Below are 25,575 nucleotides of genomic sequence, written 5' to 3' on the forward strand. Positions count from 1 at the left end.
TGCGGTACCTGCCGCCTGAAAGGTTACGGGTACAGCGCGGCTTGCGGGCCGATAGACTATAGTATTCAGAGCGGGCCTGGCTCGCTTTAAACAGCGTTATCGGCGTTCCCGGTATAAAGTTTGGGCGCATTGTCGCCGCATGATTGTGCGGGACAAAGACAAAAGAAGAGGTTTGACTCATGACAGATAAGCGCAAAGACGGTTCAGGTAAGTTGCTGTACTGCTCTTTCTGCGGCAAAAGCCAGCATGAAGTGCGTAAGCTGATTGCCGGTCCGTCAGTGTATATCTGCGATGAATGTGTTGATCTGTGTAACGACATTATTCGCGAAGAGATTAAAGAGGTTGCGCCGCATCGCGAGCGTAGCTCATTGCCGACACCGCACGAAATTCGCCACCACCTGGACGATTATGTTATCGGTCAGGAGCAGGCGAAAAAAGTTCTGGCTGTGGCGGTCTATAACCACTACAAACGCCTGCGTAACGGCGATACCAGTAATGGCATCGAACTGGGCAAAAGCAATATTTTGCTGATTGGCCCAACCGGTAGCGGCAAAACCTTGCTGGCAGAAACGCTGGCACGTTTCCTGGATGTGCCTTTCACCATGGCTGATGCCACTACGTTGACCGAAGCCGGTTACGTGGGGGAGGACGTGGAAAACATCATCCAGAAACTGTTGCAGAAATGTGACTACGACGTGCAGAAAGCCCAGCGCGGCATCGTCTATATCGATGAAATTGATAAGATTTCACGTAAGTCAGACAACCCGTCCATCACCCGTGACGTATCGGGTGAAGGCGTGCAGCAGGCGTTGCTGAAGCTGATCGAAGGCACGATTGCGGCGGTTCCACCACAGGGCGGGCGTAAACATCCGCAGCAGGAGTTCCTGCAGGTAGATACTTCCAAGATCCTGTTTATCTGTGGCGGTGCGTTTGCTGGCTTGGATAAGGTGATTGGCCAGCGCGTTAACACCGGTTCCGGTATCGGTTTTGGTGCCACGGTGAAGGGTGAATCTGAAAAGGCCACCGAAGGCGAACTGCTGTTGCAGGCAGAGCCGGAAGACTTGATCAAATTTGGCCTGATCCCGGAATTCATTGGTCGTCTGCCGGTGGTTGCCACCCTCAGCGAACTGAGCGAAGAGGCACTGATCCAGATCCTGAAAGAGCCGAAAAATGCCCTGACCAAGCAGTATCAGGCGTTGTTCAATCTGGAAGGGGTAGATCTGGAATTCCGTGAGGAAGCGCTGAACGCCATCGCCAAGAAGGCCATGACGCGTAAAACGGGTGCCCGTGGTCTGCGTTCGATTGTAGAAGGCGCACTGCTGGATACCATGTACGATCTGCCGTCGCTCGAAAGCGTAGATAAAGTGGTGATCGACGAATCGGTGATCGCTGGCCAATCCAAGCCGTTATTGATTTACGGCAAGCCGGAAGCGCAGGCTTCTGGCGAATAATTAGTCAGTCAAACCAGAAAGTTAATCGTAAAAGGGGGATTTTATCCCCCTTTTCTTTTTCTCTACATTGTTACCGTTGAATGTCAGAGATTCATCCCCATATACTCATAATCCAGATTTTGTGAAACGTTTGATGCTTGCGTCTCATGAGATCCCCCTAATCCTGGCGGAAATTAAACTAAGAGAGAGCTCTATGAACCCTGAGCGTTCCGAACGCATTGAAATCCCCGTGTTGCCATTGCGCGACGTGGTGGTTTATCCGCACATGGTGATCCCGTTGTTTGTTGGCCGGGAAAAATCGATTCGGTGCCTCGAAGCCGCAATGGATCACGATAAAAAGATCATGCTGGTGGCGCAGAAAGAGGCCTCGACGGATGAACCTGGCATTAACGATCTGTTCTCGGTCGGTACCGTTGCATCGATTTTACAGATGTTGAAACTGCCGGACGGCACGGTCAAAGTGCTGGTCGAAGGTTTGCAGCGTGCGCGTATTACCACGCTCTCTGACAGCGGTGAGCACTTCGCTGCCCAGGCTGAATATCTTGAGTCACCGGCTATCGACGAGCGTGAACAGGAAGTCCTGGTGCGCACGGCGATCAATCAGTTTGAAGGCTACATCAAACTGAACAAAAAAATTCCACCGGAGGTGCTGACATCATTGAACAGCATCGACGACGCTGCACGCCTGGCGGATACCATCGCCGCGCATATGCCGCTGAAGCTCAGCGACAAGCAGTCGGTGCTGGAGATGTTCGATATCACCGAGCGTCTTGAGTACCTGATGGCGATGATGGAGTCGGAGATCGACCTGTTGCAGGTTGAAAAGCGCATCCGTAACCGCGTCAAGAAACAGATGGAAAAGAGCCAGCGCGAGTACTATCTGAATGAGCAGATGAAGGCGATTCAGAAAGAACTGGGCGAGATGGACGACACGCCGGATGAACACGAGGCGCTGAAGCGCAAGATCGAAGCGGCCAAAATGCCGAAAGAAGCGCGTGAGAAAACCGAAGCGGAACTGCAAAAGCTGAAAATGATGTCGCCGATGTCTGCGGAAGCGACCGTCGTGCGTGGCTATATCGACTGGATGATCCAGGTGCCGTGGAATGCGCGCAGCAAGGTGAAAAAAGACCTGCTCAAGGCGCAGGAAGTGCTCGATACCGATCACTACGGCCTGGAACGCGTTAAAGACCGCATCCTTGAGTATCTTGCAGTGCAGAGCCGCGTCAGCAAAATCAAGGGCCCAATCCTGTGTCTGGTAGGGCCTCCTGGCGTGGGTAAAACTTCGCTTGGGCAGTCGATCGCTCGTGCGACCGGCCGCCAATATGTCCGTATGGCGCTGGGCGGCGTACGTGACGAAGCGGAAATTCGTGGTCACCGCCGGACTTACATCGGCTCTATGCCGGGTAAACTGATCCAGAAAATGGCCAAGGTTGGGGTGAGAAACCCACTGTTCCTGCTCGATGAGATCGACAAGATGTCATCCGACATGCGTGGCGATCCGGCTTCAGCCCTGCTGGAAGTGCTGGATCCAGAACAGAACGTGGCGTTTAACGATCACTACCTGGAAGTGGACTACGATCTGTCCGACGTGATGTTTGTGGCGACCTCGAACTCGATGAACATCCCGGCACCGCTGCTGGACCGTATGGAAGTGATCCGTCTTTCCGGTTACACCGAAGACGAAAAGCTGAACATCGCCAAACAGCACCTGTTGCCAAAGCAGCTTGAACGCAACGCGTTGAAGAAGGGCGAACTGACGGTTGATGACAGCGCCATCATCGGCATCATCCGCTATTACACCCGTGAAGCCGGGGTGCGTAGCCTGGAGCGTGAAATTTCCAAGCTGTGCCGTAAAGCGGTCAAGTCGCTGCTGATGGATAAAAAACTCAAGCACATCGAGATCAACGGCGAGAACCTCAAGGACTACCTGGGCGTTCAGCGTGTTGATTACGGCCGTGCAGACACCGAAAACCGCGTAGGCCAGGTAACCGGGCTGGCGTGGACAGAAGTGGGTGGCGATCTGCTGACCATTGAAACCGCCTGCGTACCTGGCAAAGGCAAGCTGACCTACACCGGTTCTCTGGGTGAGGTGATGCAGGAGTCGATCCAGGCTGCGTTGACCGTGGTGCGCGCACGTGCAGAGAAGTTGGGCATCAACGCTGATTTCTATGAAAAACGTGATATTCACGTTCACGTGCCGGAAGGAGCGACGCCGAAAGACGGCCCAAGCGCCGGTATTGCCATGTGTACCGCGCTGGTTTCCTGCCTGACAGGTAACCCGGTACGCGCCGATGTGGCGATGACCGGTGAGATCACCTTACGTGGCCACGTGTTGCCGATTGGGGGCTTGAAAGAGAAGCTGCTGGCGGCGCACCGTGGCGGTATCAAAACCGTGCTGATCCCTTACGAGAACAAGCGCGATTTGGAAGAGATCCCGGACAATGTCATTGCCGATCTGGAGATCCATCCGGTACAGCGAATCGATGAAGTTTTGAACATTGCACTGGTCAATCCGGCCTTCGGCGCACAGCCGGTAGCGGTAAAATAGTGACGTATAGCAAAAACCATTGATAAAACTCATGCTGGCAAGTCAATTCGGACTTGCCAGTATTTTTTTGTGCCGCTAAGTTAGATTCCTGTCTGCTCGCGTTTTGCCGCCGTTTGGTGGCTTGCCAAGGCACGACGGGATTGATATAACAGCTGCGCTGTCGTAACCGTAGGGATTTTTTCGGTGCGACGTTTTGAATTCTAGAGGGGATGATAGAGTGAATAAGTCACAACTGATCGACAAAATTGCCGCGGGTGCTGATATTTCTAAAGCGGCAGCAGGGCGTGCTTTGGACGCAATTATTGCTTCCGTTACCGATTCCTTGAAAGAAGGGGATGACGTGGCTCTGGTTGGTTTCGGTTCTTTCACCGTGCGTGAGCGTTCAGCTCGTACCGGCCGTAACCCGCAAACGGGTAAAGAGATCAAAATCGCGGCAGCCAAAGTTCCGGCTTTCCGTGCAGGGAAAGCCCTGAAAGACGCAGTAAACTGATTACGGCGTTTAATCGCATCGCGTCGCCGGTAAACAATCACCTGACGCAGCGGTATTGGTAAGGTAAGATATAAGGCGCATCAGGTTGATGCGCTTTTTTTATTTTTGTCGCAGGGAACGCGCCTGCACAAGGGTTGTTAATCCACATCACAGCGGAGTGTTGTCACACTATGATGGACAATTTACGCGCGGCTGCTAACCACGTCGTGCTAAAAATCATCCTGGGGCTGATTATCTTGTCATTTCTTTTGACTGGAGTGGTCAGCTATCAGGGAAGTGCCGGCGATTATGCTGCGAAAGTAAATGGCCAGGTGATCGAACGCGCCCAGCTGGAACAGGCTTTCCAGAGTGAACGTAGCCGTATGCAGCAGGAACTGGGCGACCGTTTCTCTGCCATGGCTGGCAACGAAGGTTACATGCAGCAGATGCGCCAGCAGGTGCTGTCTCAACTGATTGATAAGTCGCTGTTGGACCAGTACGCGAAGACGCTGGGCCTGAGTGCCAGTGATGATCAGGTGAAAGATGCTATCCGTAACGAAGCTTATTTCCAGACGGACGGCAAGTTCGACAATGCCAAATATCTCGACCTGATTACCCGTTCGGGCTTTAGCGCGGATCAATATGCGCAATATACACGCCAGCGGTTAATCAACCAGCAGATGATCCAGGGCTTCGGCGGTTCCGATATCGTCCCGCCTAGCGAAGCACAGTCGATGGTTGCCCTGGTATTGCAAGAGCGTGAAGTGCGTTTGGCAACGATCGATCTCAATGCCATGATGGCCAAGCAAACCGTCACCGATGAAGAGCTGAAAGCTTTCTTCGAGCAGAACAAGAACAGCTTCATCGCGCCAGAGAAGGTGAAAGTGAGCTTTATCCCGCTGGATGCCGCGGCATTGCAGGATAAAGTGACCGTTACCGAAGCGGATATCAGCGCCTATTACGATGGGCACCAGAGCAGCTTTGGCCAGCCGGAACGCAAAAAATTCAGCGTGATCCAGCTGAAAACCGAAGCGGACGCCAAAGCGGTACTGGAAGAGCTGAAAAACGGTGGTGATTTCGCTGCGTTGGCGAAAGAGAAATCTACCGACATCATCTCGCGCCGTACCGGCGGCGAAATGGACTGGATGGAGCCAGACACCACGGCTGACGAACTGAAACAGGCTAACCTGACCGAGAAAGGCCAACTTTCTGGCGTAGTGAAGTCTTCAGTGGGTTACCTGATCGTGCGCCTGGACGATATCAAGCCAGCGTTGGTGAAGCCATTGAGCGAAGTGCATGATGCTATCGCCAAGCAGATCAAGCAGGAAAAAGCGGTAGATGCCTACTATGCGCTGCAGCAGAAGGTCAGCGAGGCGGCAACCAGCGATAACGAGTCCCTGGCCTCCGCGGAAGAGGCTGCGGGTATCAAGGCGGCTAACACCGAATGGTTTACCCGTGACACGGTTCCTGCTGAGTTGAATTTCAAGCCGGTCGTACAGGCCATCTTTGATGGTTCGCTGATTGGCGAGAATGGCGCACCAGGCAGCAACTCTGACGTTATCACCGTTGATGGTGACCGTGCGTTCGTTGTTCGTGTTGTGGCCCATCAGCCGGAAGGGATTGAACCTTTCGACAAGGTGAAAGATCGCGTAACCGCGATGGTCAAACACAACAAGGCACTGCAAGAAGCCAAACTGCAGGGTGAAAAACTGCTGGTTGAGTTGAAGCAGGGCAAAGGCGATGAGGCGATGAAAGCCGCTGGTCTTAGCTTCGGCAGCGTACAGAAAATGGCGCGCGCCCCGGAAGACAGCCAACTGGTGGAAGCCGTATTCGCACTGCCGCACCCGGAAACCGGTAAAGTGGTTTACGGCATGTCACAGGATGCTCAAGGGAACGTAGTGTTGATCGCCCTGGATAGCGTTAAGCCAGGCACGTTGCCAGCAGACGAAATGAAAACCTTCGTCAGCAACATGGAGAAAGGAAGCGCTAGCGTGACCTTCGATGCCTTGCTGACTAACCTGCGCAAAGAAGCCAAGATCAAAATGGGTGCCGCTGAGCAGCAACAGCCGTAACTTGTCCCCTATGGATTTCAAGTTGCAGCTAGGCGACAAGCTTGTTCATCCCCAGGCGCTTACTTTTCGTAAGTGACTGGGGTGAGCAAGTGCAGGTAACAACGCTGCAGCTTGAAAGACGACGGGGATTCGCACCGCATTTTTTTGCAACAGCTTGAAAGACTCAAAGGCCGCTTTCGCGGCCTTTTCCACATTTAAACTCTGCCATTTGCCGATCTTCCGCCGCTGCGGCAAGGTAACCTTGCTGTCAAACACAAGGAGGAAACAGCATGCAACTTAGCGAAAATAAAGTGTTTAACCGTTTTTCTATTACCCGCCAACTGCTGTTGGTGGCGATACTGCTCGGCCTGATAGGGAGCTCGGCTATTGCCGCAGAAAAACCCTCTCAGGGGCAACCACAGGTCGCTGCGGTATCGCCTAAGGTCAGCCCTGAAGCGCAAAGCGAGGGTGAAGCCAAGGTCAGCATTAACCAGGCCGATGCAGAGGCGCTAGCCAGCGTGTTGAACGGCGTAGGGCTGAAAAAGGCGGAGGCAATAGTGCGCTACCGCGAACAGAACGGGCCGTTTAGCGAAATAGATCAGCTACAGGAGGTACCTGGGATCGGTCCCTCCTTGGTGGAAAGAAATCGTGATCGACTGAAAATGTGATCCCGCTCGCGGCTGCGTGGCAAAGTGCTCTCGCAGCCGCGTTGCTCTGCTACATTTTACAGGTCATACCAGTTATCCATCGCAAACTCCTTGCCCAAGCCCTGCGGTACAAGCGTGCGGCCTGCCAGGAGGGATATCACTGAACGGGTATGCCGGTATTAATTCGCTATCACCAGAGCAGGAGCGGTTGTTTCACTATGCAGACTTATATCAAAGTTCGTGGCTATCATCTTGATGTCTATCAACATGTTAATAATGCCCGATATCTGGAATTCCTAGAGGAAGCGCGCTGGGAGTGGCTGGAGAATCTGGATGCTTTCCACTGGATGACGCAAAACAACATCGCGTTTATCGTGGTGAACATCAATATCAATTATCGTAAGCCCGCCGTGTTGGGTGATAAGCTGCGCATCGAGAGCCAGATGTTGCAACTCAATGGCAAGAGCGGCGTGTTGAGCCAGCAGGTATTGCTGGAGCCGGAGGGGACGGTGGTCGCCGACGCGACGCTGACCTTTGTCTGTATCGATCTGAAAACCCAGCGGGCACTGCCAATTGAAGGTGAACTGCGTGAACACCTGGTGGCACTACAACAAAAGGATCAGCAGGTCTGATTGATTGGGCGACGTTATCGCCGCCCATGAACCAGTTCAAACCAACCCGGTTTTCCGTTTCAGGTTGGCCATCACGCCGACCTTATCCTGCTGGTACTGCTGCAACCCGTTAGCGCGCAGGTGGCAGGCCGCGCATTCACCACAACCGTCGCCTTGAACGCCGTTATAACAGGTGAGCGTCTCATGGCGGATACGTTCCAACTGCTGGTAATAATCCGCCAGCGCCCAGGTCTCAGCCTTGTTGAGCCACATCAGTGGGGTTTCAAAGCGAATATCACGTGCGATCCCCAGCACGATGGCCTGATTCAAGGCCTTAACAAACTCGTCGCGGCAATCCGGATAACCCGAGAAATCAGTCTCGCACACGCCGGTGATCACGGCTTCGGCTTCCACCTGGTAGGCATAAATCGCCGCCAGGGTGAGGAACAGGATGTTGCGCCCCGGCACAAAGGTGCTTGGCAAGGCATCTGCCTGTGAGCTGTCGAAGGTGGGAACTGGAATGTTATCGCGAGTCAGGCTGCTGACGGCCAGCTCATTGAGCAACCCAACGTCCAAAACCTTGTGCGCCTTGGCCCCCAGGGTTTGGCATAAGGCCTGGGCCACCTCGATTTCGGCGCGATGACGCTGGCCGTAATCGAACGTGATGCAGTGAACTTCATCATACTGTTGCAATGCCTGGATCAAGCAGGTCGTGGAGTCTTGTCCACCGCTAAAAACGACGACTGCGCGTTTCATAAATCTACCTTTTGGGTTGGAGCCATTCCCGATGCACATTCGGGCGGCCGGTTATGCCACCAGGCTTCAGCGCTGCTGACCTGAGGGCTACGTACTCATGCAGGGATGCTATCAGAAATGCTCCCTACAGCGTAGGGCAAGCTACTCATCCAGCGGCGGTGGCAGCCAAGCCTGGCAAAAATCAAACCAGCCGTAGGCGGTGAGCATCACGCCATGTATGCGGGGAGGGGCGCTGACCTGATATTGATAGTTGAATAGCGGAGTGAGGATCGCGGCCCCCATCAACTGTTGATAATACGCTTTCAACTGACCGTAGCGCTGTTGTGGTTCTGGGCATTGCTGGATCTGCTGTAGGATCCGCTGCTGGTGTTGCCAATCCTCTTCTCGCAAGACCCCTTGCCACAGTAAATCACGACGTAGCCAGCTCTCTAACGTTGCTTCTGGGGCTTCACCGATCAGGTTATCGGCCAGCAACAGATCGGCTTGGGCGATCTGCTCGGTACTTTGCCAACGCTTGCCTGAATAATAGCGGATCTCTAGTTGGCAGCCATGCTCCGCCAGCAATTGTTGCAAAGCCTGAGTCACGCTCTCTAGTTCGATCGGCGGATGGTACAGCAGCGTCAACCGAGGAGGCAGCTCAACATCCTGTCTGACATCATGCTCAGGGATCGCCCAGCCGGGCAGCATTTCATGGCTTGGCATGATCACGCCCTGCTGGATGGGTAAACTGGCCAGCAGCCTGGAGCGCTGGATCAGCATCAGCAGCTTTTGCCCTTGGGCCTCACTCAGTACGCCACGGCGCTGGTTAATCGCCAGATAGCACCACCCTTGGCTCATACTGCGTTGTACCGGCCGTACCTGTGCCAGTTCTTCTGGCTGGCCGATGGTGATACGTACCGGGTGCAGGCAACTGGTATCGGTACTACGGGTTGGCAGCTCTGGCGTGATCCAGTATTCGATGCTTTCCAGGTAAGGGTGTTGCAGATGATAGTAAGGGTGCTGCTCCAGCCGCACCATATGCGGCTCGTTTAGCGCCAGCTTAAAGGGACCTGCCCCGATGGTCGGTAACTCTGGGTGCGTCATCAGGCAGGGCAGTTCTGCCAGCCGGTGTGCCAACCAATAATCGGGCATTTGCAGGTCGAACTGAACGCAAAGTGCATGCGGCAGGCTGATTGTTGCCACGCTGCTCAATAAGGGCTGACTGCGTGGATGCTGGCGCAGGGTGTTGAGGGTTTGCAGCAGCTGTTGGCCAGTCAAGGCCTCGCCGTTATGCCATCGCAGCTGACTGCGTAGAAAGAACCGCCAACGCAAGCCGTCTTCGCTAATCTGCCAGTGATGGGCCAGATCGGGCTGCGGTTCTGGGCAACCGGTATTGAAGCGCGTCAAACCGGCATACACGGTCGCGACCAGATGTTGTTCCGCACGGCCGCTTAGCGTCAACGGATCAAGCTTTTCCAACGAGCGGTAATAAGGGATACGCAGCGTAGGGCTACCTTCCTGCCATTGGCCACCGAGGTGGGGGCTCAACAACTCTTGTAGATGCTGTGGCGCCAGTTGAGCCATTTCCAATGCTCCCTGGTGATCGCCCAGTTGCAGTAAACGCTGGAGATGTGCGGCCCGTAGTTCATCGGGGGTTTTCAGACACTGTAACTGAGCGCGTTTGCCTCGCCCGGCCTGTGAATGCCAACTTAACCAGCCTTGTTGCTGCAATTGCAGCACCAGGGTGCGTGCGTGCCGCTCGCTGCAATAGAAGATGGCAGCCAATTCACCGATGGTGATCGCCACCGGCGCGCTGCCTAGCTGGTGGTATAAACGTTGATACTGACCGAGGCGATGAACCAGGCGCATAGCGATATCCTAGGCGGAGGGATAAATCAGGAAGTGATTATACAAATTGTTCACTATTACTTCCGCAAATACCACCCCATACTGCGGTGATTGTCATTGTGCTCACATTTACGAGGTTCCTATGTATCGCCTGGCTGCTTTCGATATGGATGGCACCCTACTGACCCCCGATCACCGTGTTGGGTCGCAAACGCTGAGCGCGTTAAAGCAGCTTATTGACAGGGAGATGGTGGTAACCTTTGCCACTGGGCGACATTACCTAGATGCCCAGCCGATCATGGCGCAACTGGGTTTACAAGGTTACCTGATCACCGGTAACGGTACTCGCGTTTATGACCAGCAAGGGCGGCAATTGCATGCTACCGACTTACCGGCGGAGATTGCCGAAGAGGTTTTGCATACCCACTGGCGTACTTCTGCCAGCATGCATGTGTTTCGTGATGAGGGGTGGTTGACAGAAACCGCGGTGCCGGAAATGCTGGCTGCACATCATCTCAGTGGCTTTCATTTCCAACTCACCGATTTGCGCCGTCTGCCTGCATTTGGCAACAGTAAAGTCTGTTTCTGTGCCCCTCATGAAGAACTGATCAAACTGCAGGCACAGTTGAGTGAACATTTCGGTACCCGTGCCGATCTGTGCTTCTCGGCCTACGATTGCCTCGAGGTGTTGCCAAAGGGTTGCAACAAGGGAGCGGCATTGGACAGGTTGAGCCACCATCTGGGGCTGACGTTGGCCGATTGTATGGCCTTTGGCGATGCGATGAATGACAAGGAAATGCTGGCGGGAGTCGGTCATGGCGTGGTGATGGGCAATGCTCTGCCACAGCTGAAATCGTTACTGCCCCAACTTCAGGTTATCGGCCACTGCGAACAGCAGGCGGTGGCCCACTATTTACAACATTGGCTGCGTTCACCACACCTCACCTATTCCCCCGAATTCTGAGGTATTAGCATTACAGCCGGCCGGGTATGACTACCCGGCTTTTTTTATCCCTGCGTCTTTCAAGCTGTAGCGTTGTTGGCTGCGTACCCGCATCCCAGTCACTTACAAAAGTAAGCGCCTGGGGATGAGTGTCCTTACCGCCTAGCGACAACTTGAAATCCATTGGGGAGATTTATTCACTTAAAGTTTGGCCAACTGAGCGCTGTAAGGCGTCAGGTCACCGATATCACCGCGTAGGGGCGCTGCACGCTGCGCGCTGCGCCCTTCCGGATATTTGACATTAACTTAATAACTTATTTTTCTAACAAGTTAGCCAGTTGGGTGCTGTAAGGCGTCAAATCGCCGATATGGTTGCTGACCCAGTCGCTATTGTAATAGGTATCCAGATAGCGCTCGCCGCTGTCGCACAGCAGGGTGACGATGGCACCTTGCTCGCCTTTATCCCGCATCTGCTTGGCCAGTTGCAGCGCTCCCCAGACGTTGGTCCCGGTAGAGGCGCCTACCTTACGGCCAAGAATATTTTCCAACCAATAAATGGTGGCGATACTGGCGGCATCTGGCACGCGCAGCATGTTGTCGATCACCGAAGGGATAAACGACGGTTCGGCGCGTGGGCGGCCAATCCCTTCGATGCGGCTGCCACAGCTGCCGATGATGGTGCGATCGCCATGATGGAAGCAGTCGTAGAACACCGAGTTTTCCGGATCGACTACGGTGAGCTGCGTATCATGCCCTTGATAGCGAATGTAACGCCCCAGCGTTGCTGAAGTGCCGCCGGTGCCTGCACTCATCACGATGTGTTTCGGGATCGGGTATGGTTCGCGCTCCATCTGACGGAAAATGCTGTCGGCGATGTTGTTGTTGCCACGCCAGTCGGTGGCGCGTTCGGCAAAGGTGAACTGATCCATATAATGGCCGTTCAACTCTTTGGCCAACTCCTCTGACACCGCATAAATCTGGGCCGCATGATCGACAAAATGGCTGCGGCCACCGTAGAAGGCGATTTGCTCCACCTTACGCTTGGCGGTGCAGGAAGGCATCACCGCGATAAACGGCAGACCGAGCAGGCGGGCAAAATAGGCTTCAGATACCGCCGTGCTGCCCGAAGAGGCTTCAATAATCGGCGTGTTCTGGTTGATCCAACCGTTACACAGCCCATAAAGGAACAGTGAACGCGCCAGGCGGTGTTTCAGACTACCGGTGGGATGGGTGCTTTCATCTTTCAGGTAAAGATAGATGCCGGGAAATTCCGGCAGGTTCAAGCGGATCAAGTGCGTATCGGCGGAGCGTTGGAAATCCGCTTCTATTTCACCAATAGCATATTTTACCCAAGCGTTTGTCATAATCTGGCCTCAAAATAGGGGGCTTAAACCCGCCGCCTTGGCAAGCTGTAGCTTGAAATTCAGCAGGGATGTTTGAGATGTAGCATAGCGGTTCAGCGAGAAAAAAGGATTGCCATTTTTCCTGTTTAACGGCCTAATGGGAGAAATATTTTCTATGAAATTACCCTATGTTGGATAAAACTGACCGTAAACTGCTGTGCATGCTGCAACAAGACTGCACGCAATCGTTACAAGTGCTGGCCGAAGCGGTGAATCTGACCTCAACGCCCTGCTGGAAACGGCTAAAAAGGCTGGAAGATGAAGGTTACATTCGCGCGCGTGTCGCTTTGCTGGATAATGAAAAGCTCGGGCTTGGCCTGACGGCGTTTGTGCTGATAAAAACCCAGCAGCACAGCAGCGAGTGGTATCAGAAATTTGTCGAACTTACCGCGCAGATGCCGGAAGTGTTGGCATTTTACCGTATGGCGGGGGAGTACGATTACCTGATGCAGGTCGAGGTGGCAGACATGAAAAGCTATGACAATTTCTATAAACGCCTGGTGACCGGTGTGCCGGGGCTGATTGATGTCACTTCCAGCTTCGCTATGGAAAAAATCAAATACACCACGGCGCTACCCGTGCCAGAGTGAAACCTTCACTCTACTGTTGAATTTTAAGGTTGCAGGGCTGCAGCCGGTAATTTGTCGGATACTGTCTGGAATAAAACTGCGTGAGACTCTTTGCTCAAATAGGTTGGTACTTCCGCCGCGAGTGGCGCCGCTACCTCGGGGCTGTGGTGCTTCTGATTGCCATTGCCATCCTGCAACTGCTGCCGCCTAAGCTGGTTGGCATTATTGTCGATGGCGTTACCAAAGATCAGATGTCCAACAAGGTGCTGATGGCCTGGCTGGGGTTGATGCTTGGCACCGCCATTGTGGTTTATCTGCTGCGTTACGTGTGGCGGGTTCTGCTGTTTGGGGCTTCCTACCAGCTGGCCGTCGAACTGCGGGAAAACTTCTATCGCCAACTCAGCCGTCAGAACCCGGCTTTCTATCTGCGCCATCGAACCGGTGATCTGATGGCCAGAGCGACCAATGACGTTGACCGCGTGGTGTTTGCTGCCGGTGAAGGTGTGCTGACGCTGGTGGACTCTTTGGTCATGGGGCTGGCGGTGCTGATCGTGATGAGTACCCAGATCAGCTGGCAATTGACCCTGCTTTCCCTGATCCCGATGCCGATCATGGCGATCGTCATCAAATACTATGGCGATCAGTTGCACCAGCGTTTCAAGTCGGCGCAGGCTGCGTTCTCCAGCCTTAACGATCAGGCGCAGGAGAGCATGACCAGCATCCGTATGATCAAGGCTTTTGGCCTGGAGGATCATCAGTCCAACCAGTTTGCCGAAGTGGCGGCGCAAACCGGTGCGAAGAATATGCACGTGGCACGAGTCGATGCGCGTTTTGACCCGACCATTTACATCGCTATCGGTGCGGCCAACCTGCTGGCAATCGGCGGCGGTAGCTGGATGGTGGTTAACGGTTCCCTCACGCTGGGCCAACTGACCAGCTTTGTCATGTACCTCGGCCTGATGATTTGGCCGATGCTGGCACTGGCCTGGATGTTCAACATCGTCGAGCGCGGCAGTGCCGCCTATAGCCGTATCCGCAGCCTGCTGGAAGAGGCACCGGCCGTGAAGGATGGTGAACTCGATCTGCCCGCCGGGCGCGGCAACCTGAGTGTGGAAATCAACGCCTTCCATTATCCGCAAACCAACAAACCCGCGCTGCATGACGTGGCGTTACAGTTGCAGCCAGGGCAAATGTTGGGGTTGTGTGGGCCTACCGGTTCGGGCAAATCGACGCTGCTTTCGTTGATCCAGCGCCAGTTCGATATTGATGACGGCCATATCAGCTACCACGGCTTGCCACTCACCCAAATCAAGCTCGACGAGTGGCGTTCGCGCCTGTCGGTTGTTAGCCAGACACCGTTCCTGTTCTCCGATAGCGTGGCCAATAATATCGCCTTGGGCAATCCGGCGGCCACTCAGGAACAGATTGAACAGGCGGCGCGCCTGGCCAGCGTACATGAAGATATTCTGCGTTTGCCCCAGGGTTACGAGACTGAGGTGGGTGAGCGCGGTGTGATGCTTTCTGGTGGTCAGAAACAGCGTATATCCATCGCGCGGGCGCTACTGCTGGAGGCGGAAATTCTGATCCTCGACGATGCCCTCTCGGCGGTGGATGGGCGCACCGAACACCAAATCTTGCATAATCTACGCAGCTGGGGGCAAAACCGCACGGTGATCATCAGTGCACACCGCCTTTCGGCCCTGACGGAAGCCAGCGAAATCCTGGTGATGCAACACGGCTCGGTGGTACAGCGCGGTGAGCATGGGCAATTGGCTAGCGAGCCTGGCTGGTATCGCGACATGTATCGTTATCAGCAACTGGAAGCGGCGTTGGATGAATCTCCTGATAGCACCGAGGAGGTTTTGGCCGATGAGTAAGATACAAAATATGTGGCCAACGCTGAAACGTTTGCTGGCCTATGGCTCGCCTTATCGTAAACCCCTGGGGTTGGCGATATTGATGCTGTGGGTAGCGGCAGCGGCGGAAGTCGCCGGGCCAATTCTGATCGGCTACTTTATTGATAACTATGTTGCCAAAGGGCAGTTGCCGCTGATGATTGTCAGCTCCCTGGCGGTGGCTTATATCCTGCTGGAACTACTCGCTGCGGCGTTGCACTATTTTCAGGCCATCCTGTTTAATCGCGTGGCGGTCGGGGTAGTGCAACGCTTGCGCACCGACGTGATGGACGCGGCGTTGCGCCAACCGCTGAGTGCCTTTGATACCCAGCCTGTCGGGCAATTGATCTCGCGGGTGACCAACGATACCGAAGTGATCAAAGATCTGTATGTGATGGTGGTGTCCACGGTACTGAAAAGTGCGGCGCTGATCGGGGCGATGCTGGTGGCGATGTTCAGCCTGGACTGGCGTATGGCGCTGGTGGCGATCTGCATCTTCCCGGCGGTGCTGGTGGTGATGGGGATCTATCAATATTACAGCACGCCGATTGTGCGGCGGATGCGTAGCTACCTGGCGGATATCAACGATGGCTTCAACGAAGTGATCAGCGGCATGGGGGTGATCCAGCAGTTCCGCCAACAGATTCGCTTTGGTGAGCGTATGAGTGCGGCCAGCCGCTCGCATTATACCGCCAGGATGCAGACGCTGCGCCTGGATGGTTTCCTGTTGCGGCCACTGCTTAGCCTGTTCTCTGCCCTGGTGCTATGCGGCCTGTTGATGCTGTTTGGCTTCAGCGGTGAGGGCGCGATTGGCGTGGGGGTACTGTATGCCTTCATCAACTATCTTGGCCGTTTGAACGAACCGTTGATTGAGCTGACCGCCCAGCAATCGATATTGCAGCAGGCCGTGGTGGCCGGTGAGCGTATTTTCGAGCTGATGGATCGCAGCCAGCAGAGCTATGGTAGTGACGATCGCCCGCTGGCGACTGGCCATATTGATATCAACGACCTGAGTTTTGCCTACCGTAGCGACAAAAAAGTGCTGCAACATATCTCTTTGCAGGTGCCGTCACGGGGTTTTGTTGCCCTGGTGGGTCATACCGGCAGCGGAAAGAGCACCTTGGCTAATCTGTTGATGGGCTATTATCCGCTGAGCGAAGGTGAAATTCGTCTGGATGGTCGCCCGTTGTCTTCGCTTTCGCACTGCACCCTGCGCCAAGGTATCGCTATGGTGCAGCAAGATCCGGTGGTGATGGCGGAATCGGTGCTGGCAAACGTCACGCTTGGTCGCGCTATCGGTGAAGAGGCGGTCTGGCAGGCGCTGGAAACGGTGCAACTGGGCGAACTGGTGCGTAGCTTCCCACAAGGGATCCATACGCGTCTAGGGGAGCAGGGGAATAACCTGTCCGTAGGACAGAAACAGTTGCTGGCCTTAGCGCGTGTATTGGTACAGGCCCCCCAGATCCTGATCCTGGATGAAGCGACCGCAAACATAGACTCTGGCACCGAGCAGGCGATCCAGCGAGCCTTACGGCTGATCCGCGAGCAGACGACGTTAGTGGTGATCGCTCATCGCCTTTCAACCATTGTTGATGCTGACTCTATTCTGGTACTGCATCGCGGTCATGCCGTGGAGCAGGGGAACCACCAGCAATTGTTGGCACAGCAGGGCCGTTACTACCAGATGTATCAGCTACAGCTGGTGGGTGAAGAGTTGGCCGCCGCGACTCGCGACGAAACTCAACCCGCATAGCCTTAAACAAGGGCTCCCCTCCAGGAGCCCGCACCACCAACAGGCAATACCGCTTTTCAACTCCCCCTTAGTGCACTTTCCCAACGCGCAATGCACCAAAAAGGTGCGCAATCTCCAGGCTGCGATCTCTGCTTTCGTCCAGAGCTGGCCTCTGGTTGTGGGTGTTTCTATATAATTAATTGAATTTAAATACAAAATAATTTGTGGCACAGCCTTTGCTTTATATGACTCGTACCGGGGGTAAGTTTTTGGGCTTAATCGTGGAGAGGCAATATGAAGCTGGTTACCGTGGTGATCAAACCATTCAAGTTAGAGGACGTGCGTGAAGCCTTATCCTCTGTAGGTATTCAGGGGCTGACCGTAACCGAAGTCAAAGGCTTTGGCCGCCAGAAGGGTCATGCCGAGCTCTATCGCGGGGCAGAGTACAGCGTCAATTTCTTACCTAAGGTCAAAATTGATATCGCTATTGCTGATGACCAACTGGATGAAGTGGTTGATGTGATTAGCAAGGCTGCGTACACCGGCAAGATCGGTGACGGCAAAATTTTCGTTGCTGAGTTGCAACGTGTGATTCGAATTCGTACCGGCGAAACCGACGAAGCGGCTCTGTGATCGCAGGCTCAGTCAACTGAATGGGGATGGATTGATAATGAAAAGACTGTTATCCACGTTGGGCCTGAGTTTGGTAACCCTGGTTCCTTCTTTGGCACTGGCCGCTCCGGCGGTGGCAGACAAGGCGGACAACGCCTTTATGATGATTTGCACCGCGCTGGTGCTGTTTATGACCTTACCGGGCGTAGCGCTGTTCTACGGCGGTCTGCTGCGCTCCAAGAACGTTCTTTCGATGTTGACTCAGGTGACCGTCACTTTTGCCCTGGTGTGCGTGCTGTGGGTTATTTACGGCTACAGCCTGGCGTTCAGCGAAGGTAACGCCTTCTTCGGTGGCTTCCAGACGGTGATGCTCAAAGGGATCGGGATAGACAGCCTGACCGGCACCTTTAGCCAGATGATCCACGTGGCGTTCCAGTGCTCCTTCGCCTGTATTACCGTGGCGTTGGTGGTGGGCGGCTTTGCCGAACGCATCCGCTTCTCTGCGGTGGTTATTTTTGCCGCCATCTGGTTCACGATTTCCTACCTGCCGATTGCGCATATGGTTTGGGGCGGTGGTTTCCTGGCAGCCGACGGCGCGTTGGACTTTGCGGGCGGTACCGTGGTGCATATCAACGCTGCCAGTGCTGGTCTGGTAGGGGCCTATCTGTTGGGTAAACGTGCTGGCTATGGCAAAGAGGCCTTCAAGCCACACAACCTGCCGATGGTGTTTACCGGAGCCTCGATCCTGTATATCGGCTGGTTTGGCTTCAACGCCGGTTCGGCCAGTGCGGCCAACGGTATTGCGGCGTTGGCGTTCCTCAACACGGTGATAGCCACTGCCGGTGCGATCCTCTCTTGGACCTTCGCCGAGTGGGTGCTTCGTGGTAAACCTTCCTTGCTGGGAGCCTGCTCGGGCTGTATCGCTGGTCTGGTTGCGGTTACGCCTGCGGCGGGTACCGTGGGGGTGGGGGGAGCGCTGATTATCGGCCTGGTAGGCGGTGTCGCTGGCCTGTGGGGCGTGGTTACGCTGAAGAAATGGCTGAAAGTTGACGACACCTGCGATGTGTTTGGTGTGCACGGGGTGTGCGGTATCGTTGGCTGTCTGTTGACCGGCGTCTTTACCGCTTCATCACTGGGCGGAACGGGCTACGCCGATGGCGTCACCATGGGGCACCAGGTCTGGATCCAGTTGCTGAGCGTTATTGTGACGCTGGTGTGGTCAAGCGTGGCCGCGTTTATCGCCTTTAAGGTAGCGGGGGCCGTGGTGGGACTGCGCGTACCGGAAGAGCAGGAACGCGAAGGCCTGGATGTGAACAGCCATGGCGAGAATGCTTACAACCAGTAAAATACGTTGAATTAAACCCCGAGGGGGCGATGGAAACATCGCCCCTTTTTCATTTAAACATCGCGCTTGCGGATCACGCCTTCTTGCACCGTTGTTGCTACCAGCACACCGTCGCGGGTGTAGAACTGGCCACGCACAAAGCCACGGGCACCGGAGGCTGAGGGGCTTTCCACTGCATATAGCAGCCAGTCGTCCATGCGGAACGGTCGGTGGAACCACATTGAATGGTCAATGGTAGCAACCTGCATGCCCGGCTCAAGGAAACCGACGCCATGTGGCTGTAGCGCCGTCAACAGGAAGTGAAAGTCAGAGGCGTAGCCAAGCAGATATTGATGGATCCGCAGGTCGTCCGGCATGGTGCCGTTGGCACGGAACCAGACGTGGCGATAAGGTTCTTCCACGCAGCCCTTCAACGGGTTGTGGAATTTCACCGGGCGCATTTCGATCGGCTTCGGGCCAATGAATTTGTCGCGCACTTTTTCCGGCAGCATATGCGACAGCTTTTGCGCAATTTCTGACTCCGACATCAATCCTTCCGGCGGTGGGACATCCGGCATGGTGTTTTGGTGTTCAAAACCTTGCTCGGGGTTTTGGAAAGAGGCTGTCATATAGAAAATGGGTTTGCCACTTTGAATGGCGCTGACGCGGCGTGCGCTGAAGCTATTGCCGTCGCGCAGGGTTTCTACGTCATAAACAATCGGTTTACTGCTATCCCCTGGGCGCAGGAAATAGCTGTGGAAGGAGTGAACGATACGCTCCGCAGGAACGGTTTGCTTGGCGGCATACAGCGCCTGGCCAACCACCTGACCGCCAAAGACCTGGCGTAACCCCAGATCTTCGCTTTGGCCGCGAAATAAACCTTCTTCAATTTTTTCCAAATCCAGCAGTTCGAGGAGGTTGTGCAGTGCCTGGCTCATAAAGTGGCGTTCCTTTTAGTCATCATGTTGCGCAGTGTGCTGAATATGATGGCAGGACGTCAATATATTGCGTTATTTCTGCAGAGGAGGTTGCCGCGGTCAGGGACGGTGTTATGAGGCCTTAGGGGGATTTAGGCCTAGTCCGATAGGCGGTTGTTAGTATTTTGTGCTAGGTTTAATGAGTGTAGTGGTTTAAGCCACCAACATGTTACTAATAATAAAGGAGACCGACCCATGAAACTCTGGCAAATGGTAGGGGGAGCAGCCGTATTGACGATCACACTGGCAGGCTGTGCCCACAAGAATGCGGATGTGCCCACTGCGGCCTCGCAAACACAGATCCAAGGCCCGGCGGTGCAAGGCTCAGTTAATATTCGCCAGCGTATTGCGCTGCCACCGGATGCGGTACTTACCGTGACCTTGTCCGATGCATCACTTGCTGATGCCCCTTCACGAGTGATTTCGCAGCGCGCGATGCGTACCGAAGGTCTACAGAGCCCGTTCCGCTTTACGCTACCGTATAATCCATCGGACATTCAGCCTAATGCGCGTATCATCCTGAGCGCGGCAATTACGGTGAATGGCCAGTTGATGTTCATCACCGACACCATTCAAGAAGTGATCAACCGCAACGGAACCCAGGCCGATCTGCTGTTAGTACAGGTACAAAACGTTCCGGTTCAGGCTGCTCCGTAAGTAGCAATGCCTGCATCTGACAGCCTTTGCGCCTCTGGCCAAAGGCTGTTTTCTTACCAGTGCCAGCCATACAGTTCAAAATCCACCGTACTGTGCGGGCCGAAAATAATCCCTTCTGCCAGTAACGCCTGCCGTTGGCGCTGAAAATCTTCGCCTTGCTGCGAGATCTGTCCGTGGCGGTTAATGACTCGGTGCCAAGGTAGGGTACTGCCCTCCGGTAAACGTCGTAATACGCCGCCAACCTGGCGTGCCGCACGTGGTGAACCTGCCAGCCGCGCTACTTCGCCGTAGGTGGTGACTTTGCCAGGAGGAATGGCGGCGACGATATGGAATACGCATTGGCTGAAGGTAGCGTCTTCTGGTTGCATGACTCTCTTCCTGCGTGATGAATAGGGCGGCGATGTTGTTAAACGGATGCAGCATGCGGCGACCTTACGGTCGAACATATTTGCTCCCGACAATTTAGCAACATTGCTAATGGGTCACCAATCTAAACTACTGTGGCGGGGAAGATGGGTAAGAAAACAGCGGTTGCTCCCGGCTGGCTTGCTATTTGCTTAGCCATCATCGATAATGCCCACCGCTTCGCAATTCAAGAAGCCGTCAATGGGGGCCCTGTTGGTTCTCCCGCAACACTAACTTGTGAACTCGGTCAGATCCGGAAGGAAGCAGCCGTAGCGAGTGACGTGTGTGCCGGGATGTAGCTGGCAGGGTCCCCACCAATTTCTAGTCCCCCCCAAAAAAAGCACCGACAAGCAACCGATGCTCTTTTCTTGACGCTTATGCCGGAGTTTCCCAGCAGGCAACCAGCGGATCGACGATCTGGCGCGTTGTGCCGTCGGTCAGGCCCAAATCCGTCAAGTGTGGTCCGGCATTGCATGCCAGGCAGGTGCCTTCAATCGCTTTGAACACCCGGTAGGGCGGTTCCCAGTCTGCAACCTTGGCACTCAGGTCGCGCAGGTTTTTAAATTGCTGCGCCAGCTGTGCGGCGGGGAGATCGGAAAGCATCCCGGCGATCGGCATGGCCACCTGTGCCAATATTTCACCGTTCTGGCTAAGAGCCATGCCGCCGCCGGTGGCGATCAATGCGTTGGCGGCCAGCGCCATGTCATGAGGGTCGCGACCCAGCACTACCAGGTTATGCGAATCATGAGAGTAGCTGGTGGCAATCGCCCCCCGTAATTCACCCCAACCTTCCAGTAATGCCAACTGAGGCTTGGCAGGATGCCGGGCGTGGCGATGCTGTACCCAGATCAGACTGAACCCAGACGGGAGCTGTACCTTGCCGTTGCGGACTTCTACCGTGGTTTCATTCCATTGAGTGAAGCGTGCACCTTTGATATGGCGCAACGTGGCTTGGCCGTGGTGAATGGCGGCAACACGCATGATGAAATCATCGGCGGCCAATGGCGACAGGTGGAGCGTGTCACGCGGTGCGGATACGCCTGGCGTGGCTTGTACCGGAGCCAGCATTTTGCCCTGCTCTGCCAGACACTGGCCAGCAACGTACACCTGCCGGGCCTGGAGGTGTTCCAGTGAGTCAAAGACGACCATATCGGCGATCCTTCCTGCGGCAATCAGGCCCAGATCGTTACGTTGCAAGCGAATGGCGGCGTTGAGCGTTGCCATCCGTAACGCATCGGTGGCCGGTAATCCGTGTTCAATCAGCAGATTGAGCAGGGCGATAATGCCGCCTTTCTCCAACAGCATATCGGGTGGCACATCATCGGTGCAGATGGTGATTTGGGAAGAGAAATGCGGTAGCGATTTTAATGCCGCAACAATTTCAGGCAACAGATAAGGATGAGAACCTCGGATCTCCAGCGTCAGCCCGGAGCGTAATTTCTCCAGGGCATCGGCGGCAGAGGTCAGTTCATGGTCGGAGGTCACGCCTGCGGCCAGATAGGCTTGCAGCTGCGGGCCACTCAAACCACGCGCATGGCCTTCAATCAGTTTGCCGCTGTTAAGCCCGGCGTTGAGGATTTCCTGCATCCGCTCGCTACCGTGCAGTACGCCGTGCATATCCATCACTTCCGCCACGCCGCCCACTTCGGGCCAGGCTAACATGGTATCCATTTCATTGCCGCCAAAGTCGGCACCGGACATTTCCAGCCCGGGCGTTGAAGGTACGCTGGAGGGAGCCGCGCAGATCACCCGTAGAGGCAGATTGCGGCTGGCATCCACCGCGTAGCGCACTCCGGCAACGCCAAGCACGTTCGCCAATTCATGTGGATCCCAGAAGATAGTGGTGGTGCCCTGTGCGACGACGATCTCGGCATAGCGTTCTGGCAGCAGATGGGAACTCTCAACGTGCACATGGGTATCGATCAGACCAGGGCTGAGGAAGGCCCCTGCCAAGTCTTGTGTCTGATGTGCCATTTGCAAAGAGCCACAAGGGTGAACGCTGGCGATCAGTGGGCCGACAATGCCAATATCAACCAAGCGGATCTCCCCGGTGACCATGTCGATCAGGTTGGCGTTGGTCAGCAAGAGATCAAACGGCGTATTACCCAGCGCGGCCTGTACGGCACGTTGGCGTTCACCGGTACTGACAGAAAAGGTGGTCATGATAATCCCCAGAATAAGAGTAAGGGGTTACTGTAGGCGGGGGCGTAAGCTTTGCACAGATGATTTAATTTATTGTGTGATAAGAAACGGTTATGCTGTGGCAAACGTTTACCTATTATTCTGGCAGGTTAGGCTATGTCCGAGCCATGGCGACGGTTACCCGCGCTTTCCCTCAAGCAAATTCAGTACTTTGTGACCCTGGCGCAGCTACGGCATTTCACCGATACCGCCAGCCGTCTGGCGATCAGTCAGCCCGCGTTAAGCAGTGCGCTGCGGCAAACCGAAACCGTGCTTGGCGGGAGGTTAGTCAATCGAACGGCCTCTGCGGTGACCCTGACGGAACTAGGCACGGCGATCCTGCCACATGCGCAGCGGCTGTTGAATGTGGCTCACGCTACCTTTGATGATATGCAACGCGTCATGTTGGCCGGTGGGGATGGCACGTTACGTATTGGTCTGGTGCCTTCGGTGAGCAACCTGCTGTTTCCTGCTGTACCGCGATTGCTGGCGCAACATTTCCCACGTTTACGCATAGAATTCCACGATCAAACTAATGATTCCCTGCTGCTACAGTTGGAGAATGGGCAAATAGATTTCGGCATTGGGGCTTTGGACAGTTCGGTGTCAGATCGGCTTGAGATCTATCCGTTGCAGGAAGATCCGTTTGTGGCGGTGATGCGTCGGGACGATCCCTTGGCTGAACCACATCATCTTCCTTGGCGGCAATTGGCTAACAGGGATATTGCGGTATTTTCGAAAGGGAACAGCAGTCGATTGGTGTCGGCATTGGCGGAAAGCCATCGTCTGAACTTAACGGCGCGTTATCAGGTTGATTTTCTGGAAACGCTGTATGGCTTGGTGCGCTCACAATTAGCGGTGGCTATTTTGCCGCAGCTTTATACAACGCATTTAAACGATGAAGAATTAACCGTTATTCAATTACAGCAGCCATTACTTAGCCGCACTGTAGCACTTATGCGCAGCGCAGAACAAAATCACTCACCTTTAATTGAAAACTGTTTCCAATTGCTACTGTACGATTTCCAGCTCAGAGGCAAGTAAACTTGAATTTTTAAGATAATACTTAATCTGAGCGACCATTGACGCCGATAATATTATCGGCTCAACGCAAGGCTACTATGATTATCTTACAAATTTCCAAACGGCGACCGGGATTTTATCGTACAGCTTGTTCATGGTCAGTTCGGCCAGGCGATGATCGGCGGCAGAGTAGAACAGCTCTAACTCATCGTCAGAAAGTTCGTACTTATTTTTCTCGATCACGCGCTCAAGGGTTTCAATCGTGGTGCATTTACGCAAACGCATCAGATAGTCAATTTTTGTCATGATAACCTTTAGTCTTATTAACCGTAAAATTATTTGAGGATAATTATCCCCTAAGTTTTCATCGTGGTACAGATGCCCTGTCCTGAGAACAATCTGAATGTGCGTGCCTTGGTTTTTTGCCAGCGACGCAAATCGGAATCATTAATACCGTAGCTGCTAAACAGGGTGTAGGTATCGTCGAGGTACTCTTCGACCAGTTCCGATAAATCACCTTCGTCCATGTATTTAATTTTAAAACTCATTACAAACGAAGCAATATGTTCGATCAGCTCATTAAGCTGCAGATTGACGGCGGACGTTGGATCGTTTACCCAGCCGTGGTGGCTGTCGCCCAAGGTTGCTATGCCTTCGTCATACAAATTTTCACACAAGAATTTGAGTTGAGCAATATCGTGCCTTTTAGGCGAATACTCATCCATATCATCTCCCGTCAGTCTTAATTTCGGTGTTGATAACACTCTGTGAGTACACTGATTTAACATCATATGCAGTGAAGCTTAGCTTAGGCTTAATAAACTTTCAGCATAATAAATATAAATCATTTTTTGCCATCTAGCCTGTTACTATTACCGAAACTTACAATTCGTCAGCAGTTGATGGACGCGAGTTGTCGATAACCTCAAACATCAAACCCTTTTCCGTCAGGGTAAAAGTGACAGTATCATTTATGTATTCTTCACTACTGATATCCAGGCATGCGTTAAAAATCGACCACTGATAGCGGTAACTCATTGAATACTCGCTATTACTGATGCAGTTAATCTCAATGATTTCTAATGAGCCTTCCACATAGCGTGCATTCTCGGAGTAAAAACTTAGCCCACTGGTGAGCGCCGGTGCCAAATCAGATAATCGATTACCGATCACTTTCCTTAGTTGTTTCACGGAAAGTGTGCCTATTTCGGAACAATGGCTTAGCGTCACTAGCATTTGGATATCTGGTTGTATCACATTCTATGCCGCTATCTTACTCCTTTTCCAGCCTTGGTGGGCAAACTTTTCGCTGAATAACGATTTTTTACCCAGCTTTGGGATTTTTACTGTTCGATAGTTCCGCCGCTCACCCAGCGGCATCGGCTCGATAGCCTGGAAATGTTACGTCCCGTTGCATTATTCGCACTTGAACGGCTTGAGATCTGTTAGTTGTTGTGATGTTATATTATTACATTAACTATACTCTTTTTGGCG

The 25,575-nt window shown here is 53.9% G+C and carries 23 protein-coding genes and 1 other RNA gene; 15 read left to right on the top strand and 9 right to left on the bottom strand.

Features of this window, described 5'->3' with window-relative positions:
* Window positions 1-179: 179 nt before the first annotated feature.
* From clpX to KAJ71_RS05085, 6 genes are all read left to right on the top strand, one after another.
* Window positions 180-1,451: an ATP-dependent protease ATP-binding subunit ClpX gene (gene clpX / locus KAJ71_RS05060; RefSeq protein ID WP_248944682.1), complete on the top strand. Its 1,272-nt coding sequence runs from the start codon at window positions 180-182 to the stop codon at window positions 1,449-1,451.
* A 193-nt stretch (window positions 1,452-1,644) separates the two neighbouring features.
* Complete coding sequence (lon, locus tag KAJ71_RS05065) at window positions 1,645-3,999, top strand: endopeptidase La (protein ID WP_248944683.1); 2,355 nt, start codon at window positions 1,645-1,647, stop codon at window positions 3,997-3,999.
* Between the two features lie 217 nt (window positions 4,000-4,216).
* A complete protein-coding gene (gene hupB / locus KAJ71_RS05070) occupies window positions 4,217-4,489 on the top strand; it encodes a nucleoid-associated protein HU-beta (protein WP_004954599.1) in 273 nt (90 codons plus the stop codon).
* 170 nt (window positions 4,490-4,659) lie between these two features.
* On the top strand, window positions 4,660-6,540 hold the full coding sequence (gene ppiD, locus KAJ71_RS05075; RefSeq protein WP_248944684.1) for a peptidylprolyl isomerase: 1,881 nt from the start codon (window positions 4,660-4,662) through the stop codon (window positions 6,538-6,540).
* 269 nt (window positions 6,541-6,809) lie between these two features.
* Window positions 6,810-7,187, top strand: a complete 378-nt coding sequence (locus KAJ71_RS05080) for a ComEA family DNA-binding protein (protein ID WP_248944686.1) — start codon at window positions 6,810-6,812, stop codon at window positions 7,185-7,187.
* 197 nt (window positions 7,188-7,384) lie between these two features.
* Window positions 7,385-7,798 (top strand): acyl-CoA thioesterase, encoded by a 414-nt coding sequence (locus tag KAJ71_RS05085; RefSeq protein WP_248944687.1) that lies wholly within the window; start codon window positions 7,385-7,387, stop codon window positions 7,796-7,798.
* A gap of 36 nt (window positions 7,799-7,834) precedes the next feature.
* Here the strand turns inward: KAJ71_RS05085 and queC are convergent, their stop codons facing one another.
* Together queC and KAJ71_RS05095 are read right to left on the bottom strand one after the other, a co-directional pair.
* Window positions 7,835-8,533 (bottom strand): 7-cyano-7-deazaguanine synthase QueC, encoded by a 699-nt coding sequence (gene queC, locus KAJ71_RS05090; protein WP_248944688.1) that lies wholly within the window; start codon window positions 8,531-8,533, stop codon window positions 7,835-7,837.
* A gap of 141 nt (window positions 8,534-8,674) precedes the next feature.
* A complete protein-coding gene (locus KAJ71_RS05095) occupies window positions 8,675-10,381 on the bottom strand; it encodes an SgrR family transcriptional regulator (RefSeq protein ID WP_248944690.1) in 1,707 nt (568 codons plus the stop codon).
* 121 nt (window positions 10,382-10,502) lie between these two features.
* Here KAJ71_RS05095 and cof point away from each other — a divergent pair, with 121 nt between their 5' ends.
* On the top strand, window positions 10,503-11,324 hold the full coding sequence (gene cof, locus KAJ71_RS05100) for an HMP-PP phosphatase (RefSeq protein ID WP_248944691.1): 822 nt from the start codon (window positions 10,503-10,505) through the stop codon (window positions 11,322-11,324).
* A gap of 293 nt (window positions 11,325-11,617) precedes the next feature.
* On the opposite strand, the gene KAJ71_RS05105 is transcribed toward cof, so the two are convergent.
* Window positions 11,618-12,667 (bottom strand): PLP-dependent cysteine synthase family protein, encoded by a 1,050-nt coding sequence (locus KAJ71_RS05105; protein WP_248944692.1) that lies wholly within the window; start codon window positions 12,665-12,667, stop codon window positions 11,618-11,620.
* A gap of 167 nt (window positions 12,668-12,834) precedes the next feature.
* On the opposite strand from KAJ71_RS05105, the gene KAJ71_RS05110 reads away from it, so the two are divergent.
* The 5 genes from KAJ71_RS05110 (at window position 12,835) to amtB (ending at window position 18,859) form a co-directional block, all read left to right on the top strand.
* The gene (locus tag KAJ71_RS05110) at window positions 12,835-13,296 is read left to right on the top strand and encodes an Lrp/AsnC family transcriptional regulator (protein ID WP_248944693.1); all 462 of its coding nucleotides are present in this window, start codon (window positions 12,835-12,837) and stop codon (window positions 13,294-13,296) included.
* A gap of 80 nt (window positions 13,297-13,376) precedes the next feature.
* On the top strand, window positions 13,377-15,152 hold the full coding sequence (locus tag KAJ71_RS05115) for a SmdA family multidrug ABC transporter permease/ATP-binding protein (protein WP_248944694.1): 1,776 nt from the start codon (window positions 13,377-13,379) through the stop codon (window positions 15,150-15,152).
* Complete coding sequence (locus tag KAJ71_RS05120; protein ID WP_248944695.1) at window positions 15,145-16,923, top strand: SmdB family multidrug efflux ABC transporter permease/ATP-binding protein; 1,779 nt, start codon at window positions 15,145-15,147, stop codon at window positions 16,921-16,923. Before KAJ71_RS05115 ends, KAJ71_RS05120 begins: the two co-directional genes overlap by 8 nt.
* A gap of 273 nt (window positions 16,924-17,196) precedes the next feature.
* Entirely contained in the window at window positions 17,197-17,535 is a 339-nt protein-coding gene (glnK, locus tag KAJ71_RS05125; RefSeq protein WP_004949337.1) for a P-II family nitrogen regulator, read from the top strand.
* 37 nt (window positions 17,536-17,572) lie between these two features.
* Window positions 17,573-18,859 (top strand): ammonium transporter AmtB, encoded by a 1,287-nt coding sequence (gene amtB, locus KAJ71_RS05130; protein ID WP_248944696.1) that lies wholly within the window; start codon window positions 17,573-17,575, stop codon window positions 18,857-18,859.
* A 53-nt stretch (window positions 18,860-18,912) separates the two neighbouring features.
* On the opposite strand, the gene tesB is transcribed toward amtB, so the two are convergent.
* Window positions 18,913-19,776: an acyl-CoA thioesterase II gene (gene tesB / locus KAJ71_RS05135; protein ID WP_248944697.1), complete on the bottom strand. Its 864-nt coding sequence runs from the start codon at window positions 19,774-19,776 to the stop codon at window positions 18,913-18,915.
* Between the two features lie 234 nt (window positions 19,777-20,010).
* On the opposite strand from tesB, the gene KAJ71_RS05140 reads away from it, so the two are divergent.
* On the top strand, window positions 20,011-20,472 hold the full coding sequence (locus KAJ71_RS05140; protein ID WP_248944698.1) for a YbaY family lipoprotein: 462 nt from the start codon (window positions 20,011-20,013) through the stop codon (window positions 20,470-20,472).
* Window positions 20,473-20,525: 53 nt separating this feature from the next.
* On the opposite strand, the gene KAJ71_RS05145 is transcribed toward KAJ71_RS05140, so the two are convergent.
* Window positions 20,526-20,840: an MGMT family protein gene (locus KAJ71_RS05145; protein WP_248944700.1), complete on the bottom strand. Its 315-nt coding sequence runs from the start codon at window positions 20,838-20,840 to the stop codon at window positions 20,526-20,528.
* A 248-nt stretch (window positions 20,841-21,088) separates the two neighbouring features.
* On the opposite strand from KAJ71_RS05145, the gene ffs reads away from it, so the two are divergent.
* Window positions 21,089-21,185: signal recognition particle sRNA small type (gene ffs / locus KAJ71_RS05150), an RNA gene on the top strand.
* A gap of 67 nt (window positions 21,186-21,252) precedes the next feature.
* Here the strand turns inward: ffs and KAJ71_RS05155 are convergent.
* A complete protein-coding gene (locus KAJ71_RS05155; protein ID WP_248944701.1) occupies window positions 21,253-23,040 on the bottom strand; it encodes an adenine deaminase in 1,788 nt (595 codons plus the stop codon).
* Window positions 23,041-23,175: 135 nt separating this feature from the next.
* Here KAJ71_RS05155 and KAJ71_RS05160 point away from each other — a divergent pair, with 135 nt between their 5' ends.
* Entirely contained in the window at window positions 23,176-24,102 is a 927-nt protein-coding gene (locus KAJ71_RS05160; protein WP_248944703.1) for a LysR family transcriptional regulator, read from the top strand.
* Between the two features lie 81 nt (window positions 24,103-24,183).
* Here KAJ71_RS05160 and KAJ71_RS05165 read toward each other — a convergent pair whose 3' ends face one another.
* The 3 genes from KAJ71_RS05165 to KAJ71_RS05175 form a co-directional block, all read right to left on the bottom strand.
* Complete coding sequence (locus tag KAJ71_RS05165) at window positions 24,184-24,387, bottom strand: HHA domain-containing protein (protein WP_021180142.1); 204 nt, start codon at window positions 24,385-24,387, stop codon at window positions 24,184-24,186.
* Between the two features lie 50 nt (window positions 24,388-24,437).
* Window positions 24,438-24,806, bottom strand: coding sequence for an Hha toxicity modulator TomB (tomB, locus tag KAJ71_RS05170; protein ID WP_248944704.1), 369 nt, complete (start codon window positions 24,804-24,806; stop codon window positions 24,438-24,440).
* A gap of 157 nt (window positions 24,807-24,963) precedes the next feature.
* Entirely contained in the window at window positions 24,964-25,317 is a 354-nt protein-coding gene (locus KAJ71_RS05175) for a hypothetical protein (RefSeq protein ID WP_248944705.1), read from the bottom strand.
* Between the last annotated feature and the right edge of the window lie 258 nt (window positions 25,318-25,575).

The sequence above is a fragment of the Serratia silvae genome (assembly GCF_023282985.1).
In the GTDB taxonomy this organism is placed as follows: domain Bacteria; phylum Pseudomonadota; class Gammaproteobacteria; order Enterobacterales; family Enterobacteriaceae; genus Chania; species Chania silvae.